11 protein-coding genes are annotated in these 12,397 nt (G+C 76.4%); 2 read left to right on the top strand and 9 right to left on the bottom strand.

Annotated elements, in window-relative coordinates:
- Positions 1–331: 331 nt before the first annotated feature.
- Positions 332–1,111: a GAF and ANTAR domain-containing protein gene (locus ACIG5A_RS38445; protein WP_397249403.1), complete on the bottom strand. Its 780-nt coding sequence runs from the start codon at positions 1,109–1,111 to the stop codon at positions 332–334.
- Between the two features lie 133 nt (positions 1,112–1,244).
- Here ACIG5A_RS38445 and ACIG5A_RS38440 point away from each other — a divergent pair, with 133 nt between their 5' ends.
- Positions 1,245–1,838, top strand: a complete 594-nt coding sequence (locus ACIG5A_RS38440; RefSeq protein ID WP_215168088.1) for a helix-turn-helix domain-containing protein — start codon at positions 1,245–1,247, stop codon at positions 1,836–1,838.
- 16 nt (positions 1,839–1,854) lie between these two features.
- On the opposite strand, the gene ACIG5A_RS38435 is transcribed toward ACIG5A_RS38440, so the two are convergent.
- Genes ACIG5A_RS38435 through ACIG5A_RS38425 form a run of 3 tightly spaced genes read right to left on the bottom strand, consistent with a single transcriptional unit; the run spans position 1,855 to position 5,064 of the window.
- Positions 1,855–2,655, bottom strand: a complete 801-nt coding sequence (locus ACIG5A_RS38435; RefSeq protein WP_397249401.1) for a TIGR03943 family putative permease subunit — start codon at positions 2,653–2,655, stop codon at positions 1,855–1,857.
- Positions 2,652–3,671, bottom strand: a complete 1,020-nt coding sequence (locus ACIG5A_RS38430) for a permease (RefSeq protein WP_215168089.1) — start codon at positions 3,669–3,671, stop codon at positions 2,652–2,654. Before ACIG5A_RS38430 ends, ACIG5A_RS38435 begins: the two co-directional genes overlap by 4 nt.
- 43 nt (positions 3,672–3,714) lie before the next feature.
- Positions 3,715–5,064: a tetratricopeptide repeat protein gene (locus tag ACIG5A_RS38425; protein ID WP_215168090.1), complete on the bottom strand. Its 1,350-nt coding sequence runs from the start codon at positions 5,062–5,064 to the stop codon at positions 3,715–3,717.
- A 144-nt stretch (positions 5,065–5,208) separates the two neighbouring features.
- Between ACIG5A_RS38425 and ACIG5A_RS38420 the strand changes: the two genes are divergently transcribed.
- Positions 5,209–5,373, top strand: a complete 165-nt coding sequence (locus tag ACIG5A_RS38420) for a hypothetical protein (protein WP_397249398.1) — start codon at positions 5,209–5,211, stop codon at positions 5,371–5,373.
- A gap of 6 nt (positions 5,374–5,379) precedes the next feature.
- On the opposite strand, the gene ACIG5A_RS38415 is transcribed toward ACIG5A_RS38420, so the two are convergent.
- The 5 genes from ACIG5A_RS38415 to ACIG5A_RS38395 all read right to left on the bottom strand — a co-directional run bounded on the left by ACIG5A_RS38415 (position 5,380) and on the right by ACIG5A_RS38395 (position 12,291).
- Positions 5,380–6,849 carry an extracellular solute-binding protein gene (locus ACIG5A_RS38415; protein WP_397249396.1) on the bottom strand — a complete coding sequence of 490 codons (1,470 nt, stop codon included), beginning with the start codon at positions 6,847–6,849 and terminating at the stop codon, positions 5,380–5,382.
- Positions 6,849–9,536 carry a caspase family protein gene (locus ACIG5A_RS38410; protein ID WP_397249394.1) on the bottom strand — a complete coding sequence of 896 codons (2,688 nt, stop codon included), beginning with the start codon at positions 9,534–9,536 and terminating at the stop codon, positions 6,849–6,851. The genes ACIG5A_RS38415 and ACIG5A_RS38410 overlap by 1 nt, the downstream gene beginning before the upstream one ends.
- Before the next feature lie 4 nt (positions 9,537–9,540).
- Entirely contained in the window at positions 9,541–9,903 is a 363-nt protein-coding gene (locus ACIG5A_RS38405; protein WP_215172120.1) for a hypothetical protein, read from the bottom strand.
- A gap of 62 nt (positions 9,904–9,965) precedes the next feature.
- Positions 9,966–11,036, bottom strand: a complete 1,071-nt coding sequence (locus ACIG5A_RS38400) for a hypothetical protein (protein ID WP_215172122.1) — start codon at positions 11,034–11,036, stop codon at positions 9,966–9,968.
- A 148-nt stretch (positions 11,037–11,184) separates the two neighbouring features.
- Complete coding sequence (locus ACIG5A_RS38395; protein ID WP_397249391.1) at positions 11,185–12,291, bottom strand: PP2C family protein-serine/threonine phosphatase; 1,107 nt, start codon at positions 12,289–12,291, stop codon at positions 11,185–11,187.
- Positions 12,292–12,397 lie beyond the last annotated feature (106 nt).

Genomic DNA, 12,397 nt, shown 5'->3' with positions numbered 1-12,397 from the left:
GGGGGGGGGGGGGGGGGCCCCCCGGGGGGGGGGGGGGGGGCGGGGGGGGGGGGGGGGGCCCCCGGGGGGGGGGGGGGGGGGGCGGGACCGGGCCAAGGCCGGGGAACCGGGGGCGGAACCGAGCCAGGACCGGGAGCCAACGGCAAGACCGGGCCAGCGGCGGACCGGAAACCGGCGGCAAGGCCGCAGACCCGGCGGCGGAACCGAGCCAGGACCGGAAACCGGTGGCGAGGCCGGGGAATCGGGGGCGGCCGAAACCGGAGACCGGGGGCGGGACCGAGCCAGGACCGGAGACCGGGGGCGGGGCCGGAGACCGGGGGGCCGGGGCGGCCTACTCGTCCGGGTTCAGGCGCCGGCGGTGGGTGATCACGTCCTGGGCCGCCTCCTGGACCGTACGGCCCCGGGCGAACGCGTCGCCGCGCAGGCGGGCCAGGGCCTCGTCGGAGCCGACGCCGAGCTGGGCCATGATCATGCCGACCGCCTGGTGGATCCGGTCGTGGCCGGTGGCCAGGCCGTTCAGCCAGGACAGGCCGCCAGGAGGGTCGTCGTCGTCCTCCTCGTGCGGCAGCGCCATCAGGGCCATGGTCATCACGCCCGCGACCAGCCGCGCCGTCCGCAGTTCCTCGACGCTGAGCCCGCCGGGGGTGTCCCGGTAGAGGTCGAGGGTGCCGAGGCACACCGAGTCGCTGCCCAGCGGCAGCGCGTACACCGCGCGGACCCCGGCCGCCGCCGCCTGCTGGGCGTAGACGGGCCAGCGGGCCGCCTCCGGATCGGCCGTCACGTCGCGTACGAGCACCGGGGCGCCGGTCTCCGCCGCGTGGACGCAGGGCCCGTCACCCAGGGTGGCCTGGATCTCCGCCACCCGGCCGGCCCGCTCACCGCTGGCGCACAGCGGCACCGGTACGCCGTCGCTGCGCAGCGACGCGCTCGCCCCGGAGAGCGGCAGCAACCGGACCACGACCTCGCACAGCCGGGCCGGCACCTCGCCGGGCGGGGCGTCACCGACGCTCTCCGCGATCAGGTCGGCGACCCGGCCCGCGTCCGTTCGCCGAAGCCGCTCGGGCCGCTCGGGCCGGTCGGCGGGCCCCTGGGAATCGTCGCTGGGCGACACGCCACCGCCTCCTTCACCGACCCGGAAGGCCACCTCGGCAGCGCCCGACTACCCGTGGCCGACCAGGCGAAACCGTGCTCGCCCCGCTCGCCGTTCTTGCAAGACCCCTTGCCATATCGGCATGCTGGCGGCCATGAGCAGCACCGGCAGGGACACCGGCACCGCCAAACAGGACCGGCTCGCCGCCGTCGGGCCACGGCTGCGTGAGCTGCGGCGCCGGCGGGGCCTGACACTGGCCCGGCTCGCCGAGGAGACCGGCGTCAACGCGAGCACGCTCTCCCGCCTGGAGGGCGGCACCCGCAAGCCGACCCTGGAGATCCTGCTGCCGCTGGCCGAGGTGTACGCCGTCCCCCTCGACGAACTCGTCGGCGCCCCGCCCGTCGGCGACCCCCGCATCCACCTCAAGCCGGTCACCCGCGACGGCATGACCTACGTACCGCTCAGCCGCCCCGGCGGCACGCAGGCGCACAAGCTGCTGATCCCGCCCCGGCCCGGCACGGAACCCGACCTGAAGACCCACGAGGGCTTCGAATGGGTCTACGTCCTCGCCGGCCGGCTCCGGCTGCTGCTGGGCGACCGGCGCCTGGTGCTCAGGGCGGGCGAGGCGGCCGAGTTCGACACCCACGTCCCGCACTGGCTCGGCCCCGACGACGACCGGACCGTGGAACTCCTCGTCCTGTTCGGCCCCCAGGGCGAGCGCGCCCACCTCCGGGCCCGCACCACCTGACGGGAGGGCAGCGCCGCTACGGCCGTTCGTACGGGTTCGCCGGCTGCGCCACCCGCCGCACCTGTTCCGCGTCCACGACCGGCGGCCATGCCTCCTCCGAGCCGAGCGTCCCCTCGGGGTGCCAGGTGCCGGTGACCGTGACCCAGGCGCCGTCGTCCGGGGCGTCGGCCGCCGCGTCGCCGCGGACCTCGACCTTGCTGGTCGTGGCGTCGGCGGCGCAGCAGGTGACCAGGAGCCGGGTGACGTACCAGGTGCCGTCGTCGTCGCGGGTGACGAAGCCGGTCAGGCGGACGGTACGGCCCTTCAGGGAGCGCCCGCTGTCGTAGATCGCGCGGGACGAGAACTCGGCGAGGGTCAGCTCCACCGGGTCCCCGGACGGCAGCGCGGGGAACGTGCCGACGCCCTGGGCGGCGCGCTGCGCGGCCTCGCGTTCGGCGCTGTAGGTGCCGAGGGCGGGCGGCGGGAAGAGGAGGAGGGCGAGGGCGGGCAGGGTGAGCAGCCAGGCGACGCGGGGGCCGGCCGCACCGTGGCTGTGGCCGTGGCCGTCGTCATCGTTGCCGTGGCCGTGGCCGTCGTCATCGTGGCCGTGGCCGTGGCCGTCGTCATCGTGGCCGTGGCCGTCGTCGGGCGCCTCCTGCCGTGGGCGCCGCGCGCACACCGACACCGCCGCCAGCAGCACCAGTACCGCCCCGGACAGGATCAGGTAGGGCCGCAGCCCCTCCTGCACGTACCGCAGGTACAGCTCCGAGAAGAGCGATATCCGCAGCACCGCCGCGCCGGTCAGCGCCAGCAGGACCGCCGGTCCGTACCGCCTCACAGCAGCCACCACCCCACCAGCACACTGCTCGCCACCGCCACCACCCACGTCACCGACGCGAACCGCACCGCGAACGCCCGCCCGAAGGTGCCCGTCTGGAGCGCGATCAGCTTCAGGTCCACCATCGGGCCGACCACCATGAACGCCAGCCGGGCCGTCGGCGAGAACCCGCTCAGCGACGCCGCCACGAACGCGTCCGCCTCGCTGCACACGCACAGCACCACGGCCAGCACCGCGAGCAGCAGCACCGACAGCCAGGCCGAGCCGGTGAAGACGTCCAGCACGGAGCGGGGCACCGCGATGTTGAAGGTGGCCGCCGCCCCGGCGCCCACCACCAGGAAGCCGCCCGCGTGCAGGAAGTCGTGCCGCAGCCCGGTCAGGAAACCCCCGAGGCCGTACGACGATCCGGTCCCCTCCGGCCGCTTCGGCAGCCGCAGCCACTCGTCCTTGCCGAAGCGCGCCCACAGCCAGCCCATCACCACCGCCGCCGCGAGGGAGGCCAGCAGCCGGGCGAGCACCATCGACGGCCGGCCGGGGAAGGCGATGGACGTCGCCACCAGCACGACCGGGTTGATCGCGGGGGCGGAGAGCAGGAAGGCGAGGGCCGCGGCCGGGGCGACCCCGCGCCGCATCAGACTGCCCGCCACCGGCACCGACGCGCACTCGCACCCCGGCAGCACCACGCCCGCCGCGCCCGCGACCGGCACCGCGAGCGCCGGGTTGCGCGGCAGCAGGCGCTTGAAGACCCGGTCGGGCACGAACGCGCCGATCGCCGCCGACACCACCGTGCCGAGCAGCAGGAACGGCACGCCCTGGACGACGACGGCGGTGAACACCGTCCACCAGGCCGCCACCGCCGGGGTGTACAGGTCCAGGGCGACGACCGGGCCGAGCACCGAGACGACGGTGGCGACCGCGATCAGCGCGGCCCCGCCGACGACGGCGTACAGCAGCGCGCGCAGCACGAGCCGCAGGGCGTCGGCCGCCGTCCGCCCGTCCCGGAACCGGTTTTCCATTCGCGCAACCTAACCGAACCCCCTGTGCGGCAGCTCGCACGTCTCACAGAGGAGGCTGTGCGGGCGCGGGGCCCAGGGTGGTCGTCCCGGGGGCCGTACGGTGGCCCAGGCCGGTGCGGTACGCGTCCAGGGCGGCCTCCGTCCGGCCGGTACGGCGCAGCAGGTCGCCCAGCAGCCGGCACAGGTCGGCCAGGTCCCCGGCGGCGCCCGCCCGCTCCAGCAGGCTGAGCGCGCGCACGTAGTGCTCCTCGGCGGCCTCGGTGTCCCGGGCCTCCTCGGCCATGATGCCGAGCAGCCGGTGCGCGCCGGCCGCGTGCACGGCGCCGCGCTCGGAGGTCAGGTCGTCCAGCACGGTGCGCAGCAGGGCCGCGGCCTCCTCGGACTTGCCGCGCCGGCGCAGTACGTCGGCCAGTTCGACGGCGGCCTGGCTGGTGTAGAGGGCGGCGCGCTGGGCGGAGAGCATGTCCAGCGCCTGCCGCAGCTCGGCCTCGGCGTCTTCGAGGCGGCCGTTCTGCGCGTAGACGTACCCGCGCATCCAGTGGCAGTTGGCCAGCTCGGTGCGGAGCTGGAGCGTGCGGTAGAGCTCGGCGGCCTTGGCCAGGGAGGCGTCGGCCTCGGCTAGGCGGCCCTCGGCGACCAGGGTGCGGGCGACGGACCGGTGCATCCGGGCGACCAGCGCCGGGTCGCCGGCCTGCGGGGCCAGCGCGAGGGCCAGTTCGGCGGCCTGCGCGGCGCGGGCGTGCGCGCCCATGTCCATGTACGGGCCGATGGCGCTGGCGTAGAGGAGGAGCAGGGCGTCGGGGTCGTGCAGGCCGGCGCGGTTCAGCTCGTCGAGGGTGGATTCGAGGAGGTAGACGGCGTAGCGCAGCTCTCCGGCGAGGTAGTGGGCCAGCGCCCTGCCGCGCAGGGCCGGGACCCGGGCGGGCAGCGGGGCGCCGGTGTCGGTCAGGCGGCGTTCGGCCCGTTCGAAGTACTCCCGGCCGCGGGTCAGCTCGCCCTGCTCCACCGCGCACTCCCCGAGCCCGAGCAGCGCGGCGGCCTCGATGTCGGTCAGCCCGTGCGCCTCGGCCTCGGTGAGCAGTTCGGCGTAGTTCTCGGCCGCCGCCTCGGTGGCGCCGGTGGCCAGGGTGCGCTGGGCGCCGGTGAGTCTGAGGCGCAGGTCGGTGGCGAGGTGCGGCGGGCGGCCGGTGACCAGTTCCTCGAAGGTGACGCCGAGCCGTCCGGCGATGTGCCGCAGCGCCTCGTCGGAGGGGCGGACGCGGCCGGCCTCCAGGGTGGAGACGTAGGCGGGGGTGTAGGCCGGTTCGGCCAGCTGCCGCTGGGTCAGGCCGCGGTCGGTCCGCAGCCGCTGCACCCGGCGGCCGATGACCGCCGGATCGTCCCGGTCCTCCACTGCAACTCCCCCTGTGCCCCTTGCCGTTCGGCATCCCCGGCCCTAGGTTAAACCGAGAGTTAAGCGTGTTTAACACACCGCCGTACATCGCTGTACCCCTCTCGTCCGACTCCCGTTCCCGTGGACCGCTGCTGCGAGGTCGCCGTGCTCGAACGCCCACGCACCGCCGAGCGCTATGTCCGTGCCGTCGCCGCCGCCGTCGCCGCCACGGCCTGTCTGCTGCTGGCCGCGAACACGGGCGGCCCGGCGGACGACCCGCCGGACACGCCCCGCCCCGCCGCCCCGCGGCTCGACGGGCCGCACACCTGAGGTGTCCTAACCCGGCAGCGCCCGCCGCAGCGCCGCGTCCAGCCGTTTCGCCAGCGTCGCGTCGTCCGGCGGATCGGTGCCGAACAGCGGCCCGAGCTGCGCGGTGAACGTCTGGGTGAACGCGCCGTACAGCGGGGTCCGCGGCCGCTGCACCGCCCGCCGCAGCGCGGGGAGCAGCACGGAGGCGGCGTAGGCGGGCCGGTCGGCGGCGTCCCGGGGCATCCGGTCGGGCCGCTCCCCGCTGGGGGCGGCCGACGGGGTCCCGGCGGTGTCCACCGGGCACCGCACGTCGTCGTCGGTGTACGCCGATACCCGCGTCGCCGCGAACCCCGCGTCCAGCAGACAGCGTTCGCTCTCCTTGCCGGTGAGGAACTCGATCAGCTCGGCCGCCTTGTCCGCCCGCCGGGAGGCGGCCGTCACCGCCAGGTTCTGGCCGCCGAGCACCGCCCGGCCCGGCAGCGCCGTCACCCCCAGCTGACCGGGGGAGAAGCTCTGGTGCAGGGTGCGGTACACCCACGGCCAGTGCCGCAGGAAGGCGGTGCGGCCGTCCGCGAAGTCGGCGAGGGAGGCCGCCTCGTCGGACTGCGCGGCGTCGGCGAGGGTGTACGGCGTGGCCGTGCGGCGGCGCAGCTCGGCGATGCCCCGGGTGAGTTCCTCGACGGTCGCCGTGTAGCGGCCCTCGTCGTCGGTGAGCGGCACGCCGCCCGGTACGGCGGCGAACGCCTCCACGGCGTTGACGGTGCGGCCCTCGTAGGCGGCGAGCTGGGTGGTCCAGCCCTTCTCGTAGCCGGGGACGTCCCGCTCGTCCAGGACGTCGATCAGCGTCTCCAGTTTCCGCCAGTCGGTCACCCCGGCCAGCTCCGTCCGCTCCAGGCCGGCCCGCGCGAGGTGGTCGCGCCGGTAGTAGAGGAGGCCGACGTCGCTGTTGAACGGGACCGCGTAGACCTTCCCGTCCCAGCGCGCGGTGCCGGCCACGGAGTCGACGACGTCGTCGTCGACCAGCGCCTCGGGCAGCGGGCGGACCAGGCCGGCGGCGGCGAACTCCGGCACCCAGGTCACGTCCAGGTTGACCACGTCGTAGGCGGAGCTGCCGGACTGGAGGGCGCCGAGCAGCTGGCCGCGCTGCTCGTCGGCGCTGCCGGGGAGTTCCACCAGGCGGGCCTGGTAGTGGCTGCCCGCCTTCTCCTGCCGTTCGTTCCAGGCGTCGATCAGCCGTCGGCGGACCCCGTTCTGCCCGGTGACGTCCCGGCCGCTGGCGACCACGATGGAGCCGGGCACGTCGTCGGAGGGGACCGGTCCGGTGCCGTCGCCGCCTCCCGTGCAGGCGGCGGAGGCGAGCAGCACGGCGGCCAGCAGCAGGCCGAGCGGACGGCGGGACGGGCGGCTCAGCGGGCGGCGGGACAGGCGGCTCAGCGGGCGGCGGGACGGGCGGCCCAGCGGGCGGCGGAACAGGCGGACGATCGGGCGGCGGGGCATCAGTCCTCCTCCCCCGTTCCGGTGCGGGCGACCTCGTCGTGCAGGGCGGCGCCCGGGTCGTCGCCGGCGTCCAGGCAGCGTCCGCCGCTGGCCTCGGCGATCCGGGCGTCGGGCCGGCCCGGGTCGCAGCCGCCGCCCGCCAGGGACACCATCGTCACCGGCACGTCGGCCGCGCGGGCCGCGTCGAGCACGGCGTCGAGCCGGTCGCCGCGGAGCCGGCCGGCGTCCTCGTCGTCGGTGACGTACACGATCAGGCCGGTCCGCTCCCGCTCGGCGTCGCGCCGCTCCATGTGGTCGAAGGCGGCCAGCAGGGCGCGGTGCGGATCGGCGTCGTCGGCCGACCGGGTGACGGCGGCCCGGTCCAGGGCCCGCTCGGCGTCCCGCCGGCGGTGCGGTCCGGTCGCCAGCAGGGTGTCGTACGGGTCGTCGCCCGTGCCGTACACCGCCCACACCCCGTACTCGTCACGCGCACCGAGGCCGCCCAGCGAACGGGCGATCAGACCGGGGCCGCCGCTGGGCCCGTCCCAGACGTCGCGCATCGAACGGGAACTGTCGAGCAGGAACAGCACCCGGCCGGGCCCGTCGACGTCCCGGTATGCCTCCAGCGCCGCCTCCATCGCGTCCCGTCCGGCCGGTTCGATCAGCGGGGCCGGGGCCGCCAGCACCCCCGCGGCCCGGCCGTCCTCGTCCAGCAGCGCCCGCTCCCCGTCCGCCGCCCGGAACCCGGCCTCGGCGAACACCTGACGCCCGCCGGTCCGGGTGAGCCACCGGCGGAAACCGTCGGCGGCGGCGTCCCGGTCCGCCGTGTCGCGGTCGGCGCCCCGCCAGCGCACCCGGACGAAGACCGGCTCCAGGCCGGGTACGTCGCCCGGGTACTGGGCCATCCGCGGGGTGCGCCGCGCGCTGTCGCAGCCGACGCCGCTGCGCATCAGGAACTCGGGGACCAGGGCGGCGGTGCGGTCGTCCACGGCGTCGTCGTCGGGCAGCGCGCACAGCAGCTCGGCGGCGGTCGGGGCGGGCGGGCCGGACTGCGCGACCCGGCGTTCGGCACCGGCCGCGTCCCGGGCCTCGGCGCCGGAGTGGGTGCCGTACAGGCCGATGGTGGCGAGCAGCCCGGTGTCCGCGAACTCCGGGTCCGGGCGGCGCACCTCGGCGTCCGCGCGACGGCCGCGCAGGGCGTCGATCATGCGGTTGAGCGCGACGGAGACGCGTTCGTCCTGCGACTCGGCGGCCAGCTCCTGCGGGACGGCGAGGACGACGGGGGAGTACGCGAACGGCTGCCGGTCCTCCTCCAGCGCGGCGACCGCGTCGGTGTCCCGGCCCGACGCCACGCGGGCGACGTCGGCGGGGGAGGAGGGTATCCAGACATCCGGCTGCGGGCCCACGTCCCGCTGCGGGTTGGGGTCGTCGCCGGGTTCCTGCCAGGCACCGGTCTGCCGGCGCAGCGCGGTGACCGCGTCGGCGGTGCCCGCGCTGTAGACGGTGAGGCCGGCGCGGCGGCAGCCGTCGTCCGTGGTGTTCTCGTCCGAGGTGAGGTACGCGTCGGCGGCGGCACGCACGGTCGGCTCCAGGTCGGGGTCGGTCAGCACGCGCAGCTCCGGCGGAGGGGCGCAGCTCACGCCGGAGCCGGGCGGGGAGACGAGCCGGTAGGTGCCGACGCCGGCGGCGGCCAGGGCGAGGGCGAGCAGGGCGACGAGGACGGTCGGCAGCCGGCGCCCGAACAGGTACAGCGCGGTCACCGCGCCGGCCACGGCGCCGGCCACGGCGGAGGCCACCGTCCCGACGGCGGCGACCGTCCGGTCGAGGAGTCCGGGCCGGCGGGGCCCGTCCCCCTCCCTGACCTGCTGCTCCGGCTTCTTCCCCGGCTTTTCCGGCTCGGTCGGCCCGGGCGGCTCGTCCGGGGCGGCGGACGGCGCCCACAGCAGTACGTCCTCCCCCGGCTCGGCCCGGCTCTGCGGCTCCCACGGCGCCGACCGCACCGTACGGTGGCCGCCGGCCGCCATCCCCTCGCGCAGCGCCTCGGCGAGCCCCCCGAACCACAGCCCGCCGCCGCCCCGTCCGCCCCGCCCGTCCCGCCCGTCCCGTCCGTCCTGCTCCTCCAGCACCCGCAGCAGTTCGGCGGTGAACGGCGTCGGCGTGCCCGGAGCGCCCGCGTCGGTGCGGTGGTTGGCCTGCACGCTCATCAGCAGCAGGACCCGCCGCTTGTCCCGGAAGGTCTCCCACAGCCAGGCCGCGTTGCCCGCGAAACAGCAGTCCAGCACGATCACGATCCGCCGGGCCGGACTGGCCGCGAGCACCGTCAGCACGGTGGTGAACATCTCCGCGCCCGGGAACACCGCGTGCCCGCCCGCCACCACACTGGCGTTGCGCATCTGGAGGAACAGCTCGTCGCCCGCGCTGGGGATCGCCCCGTGCCCGGCGAAGTACAGCAGCAGGACGCCCTCGGCCTCCTCGGCGGCGGTGCGCAGCGACCGGCTGAAGTCGTCCAGCGTCGGCGACCGGGACACCACGATCTCCCGCTCGCCGAAGACCCGGCCGCGCTGCAGCGCGTCCCGCAGCCGGTTGAGGTTGTGCTTGACCGCGGGCAGGTCGCAGGGCACGCCGTACGGCGGCTCCGTGACGTCGTACTCGGACACCCCGACCAGCAGCGCCCGGTTCACCTGCCCGCGCGGGTCGAAACCGGCCACCGGCCTACCTGTCGTCGGGGTGCACCGGGTCGACACGGCCCTCGGGCGGTTCGCCGTCCTCCACCTCGCGCCGATTGGTCCGCCAGGCCTCCACGGCCCCCTTGACCTGGTCCAGCAGTTCCCGGAACACCACCGAGGCGGCCCCCGACGTCACCGCCACGACGATCTCCATCCCGACGCCCATCGGGGCGCCGGACTCGTCCGTGTGCGGGCGTTCGTGGATGCGCAGCCGCCCGGCGCGGACCAGCTCGTCCAGCGGCTTCTCCCGCTCCAGCCACTTGCGCAGGGCCCCGATGTCGCTCTCGGTCGCGGTGCCGTCCAGCCGAACCCGGATGTCCTGTGTGGCCACTTCGTCCCCCTTAGCCATAACTCACCATCATGGCACCGGGAATGCGCAGGGGGGAGGGGTCGGACCGGCCGGACCGGGGTTCAGCCCTGGGTCTGCAACTGGTCCAGCTGCTTGCGTACGTGGTCCAGGGCGCCCGCGCGCCGGCCGGGCACCCGGCCCCGCAGCTCGGCGAGCACCTGGCCCAGTTCACGGGCCTGGCGCGGATCGCGGATCTGCCCCCACTGGTGGTGGGCCCGGTCGACGGCGGCCTCGACGGCGGGCGCGTCCGCCGCCTGCCCGGAGTTGAGCCGCATCCGCGCCACCTCCAGCCAGCCCCGGCAGCTGCGCACCGGGTCCCCGGCGAACATCGCCAGGTCGGCGCGGACCTCCGTCCAGTGCAGCGCGTCCTCGGAAGCCGGCCCGTGCGTGTAGGCGGCGGCCCGCTCGTGGGAGGCGGCCAGCGCGTCGGCGTCGGCGTGCCGCCCGGCCTGCACGGCCGCGGTGACGGCGTCGTGCGGGTCGCCGGGGGCCGGGCCGGGCACCGTCAGCACCAGGTCGGGGACGCGGCCGCCCCCGCCCTCGGCGGCGGCCCGGGCCAGCGCCTGCTCGTGCAGCTGCTGCAACGGCGGCCGGTGCCCGCTGCGCAGGATGGTCGCGACCCCGCGCATGTACGCCGGGACCGCCGTCCCGCGCCGGGACGGGGGCGGCGCGACGCGGCCGTAGACGGCGTTGTTGCGCCCGCAGTCCAGCGGGTGCCGCTGGAGCCACTCCCAGGTCTCCTGGTCGGCGTGCAGGTCGAGGACGAGCGTCGTGGCCCCGGTCGGGCGCAGCCGCAGCTCCTCCTTGATCCAGTGCCAGGGCAGGGCGGTGTAGCGGACGGTGGCCGGGGTGGTGCGGGCCAGCGCCAGGTGCGGCAGGTGCTGGCGGCGGTCGGTCTGGAGCTGTCCGGTGACGTACACGGTCAGCGGGCCGGGCGCCGCGGCGGCGGCCCGCAGCCGGGTCAGCACGGCCTGCGGGTCGAGCGGGTCGGCCAGTTCGATGACGTTGGCGGTGTCCGTCCCGGACAGCACCGGGGGCGGCACGGCCGCGAGGACGGGGAGCACCGAGGCCGCGTCCACCAGGCGTCCCTTGCCCACGGGCGAAGCCGCCAGCAGCAGCACGGTTCCGGGCATGTCCCCTCCCCTGTCGATCACGTACGTCAGCACCGTAACCGCTGCGGCTGCGAAGAGGGGCACCCGGCGGAAAGTGTGACCCCCGCCCCGGCCGGAGCCGGGGGCTCGCGGACGTCGCGCGAACCGCCCGCCGCGCCCCTCACGCCCGCTACCGGCGCCGGACGGCGAACACCGTCGTGTCGTCGCCCAGCCGCCCGCCGCAGTGCCGCAGCGTGCCGTCGCGCACGAGGCGCACGAGCCGGCGCGGCGCGGTGTTGCGGGCGTCGGCGGCGACGGCCCGGGCGACCTCCTCGGCGTGCCGGTAGAAGCCCCCGTCGCGGTCCCTGGCCTCCGTCACCCCGTCCGTGACCAGCAGCAGCGTCTCGTCGGCGGCCAGCTCCAGCCGGCGCACCGGCGGCGGCCCGGAGCCGAGTTCGGCCAGGCCCAGCGGCAGCCCGCCGTCGACGGGCAGCTCCCGTACGCCGCGCGGGCCGACCGCGAGCGGCGGTTCATGGCCGAAGACGACGGTGTCGACGGCGCCGGGCACCCGGGGCGGGAAGCCGACCAGCACGGCGGTGGCGAACCGGTCGCCGCCGCCCGCCCGGCCGTGCACCGCCGCGGTGTGGCCGCGGTGCCGCGTCATGCGCACCTCCAGCCGCTCGGCGACCGTCGCCAGGTCCGCCTCGTGGTAGCCGGCCTCACGGAAGGCGCTGAGCAGCGCCGCCGCCGTCTCCACCGCGCCCAGCCCCTTGCCCTGCACGTCACCGACGAGGACGCGGGTGCCGTGCGGGCCGGGCTGGATGTCGTAGAAGTCGCCGCCCACCCGGGCCTCGGCGTCGGCCGGGAGGTAGACGGCGGCGTGGTCGAGGCCGCCCCAGCCCGGCGGCAGCGGGCGCAGCACCACGCGGCGGGTGGTGTCGGCGACGTCCCGGATGTGCAGCATCCGCCGCTCCCCGCGCACCCGGACCACGCAGGCCAGGGTGGCCAGCAGCCCGCCCACGGCGACGAGGATGAAGTCGGGCAGCCCGCTCTGGTACTGGTGCGGCCAGGCGCTGTCCACGGTGAAGTACGTGGCGACGGCGAGGGCCGCGTAGACGGCGGTGCCCCACACTCCGCACAGGGCGGAGGCGATCCCGGGGACCAGCACGATCCAGGAGATCATCCGGAACTCGCCGCCGGTGTTGGCGTCGGCCGCCGCGACGCCGATCAGCAGCAGCAGCGGCGGGACCCAGCCGACCCCGAGGCCGCCCACCCGCACCAACGGGTTCCGGTGCACGGCACCCGGGTCCCCGGACAGCCGGCCGGCCCGTCCCGGCCGACCACGCGACGGCCGGCTCACCGGCCTCATCCGGACGCGACCGCTCACCCGCCCAGCGAAACAC

Origin of the sequence: Nocardia sp. NPDC052566, assembly GCF_044547285.1 — a bacterium.
GTDB lineage: Bacteria > Actinomycetota > Actinomycetes > Mycobacteriales > Mycobacteriaceae > Nocardia.
The sequence above is the reverse complement of the archived record's forward strand: the minus strand, read 5'-3'. Positions and strand labels throughout refer to the sequence as shown.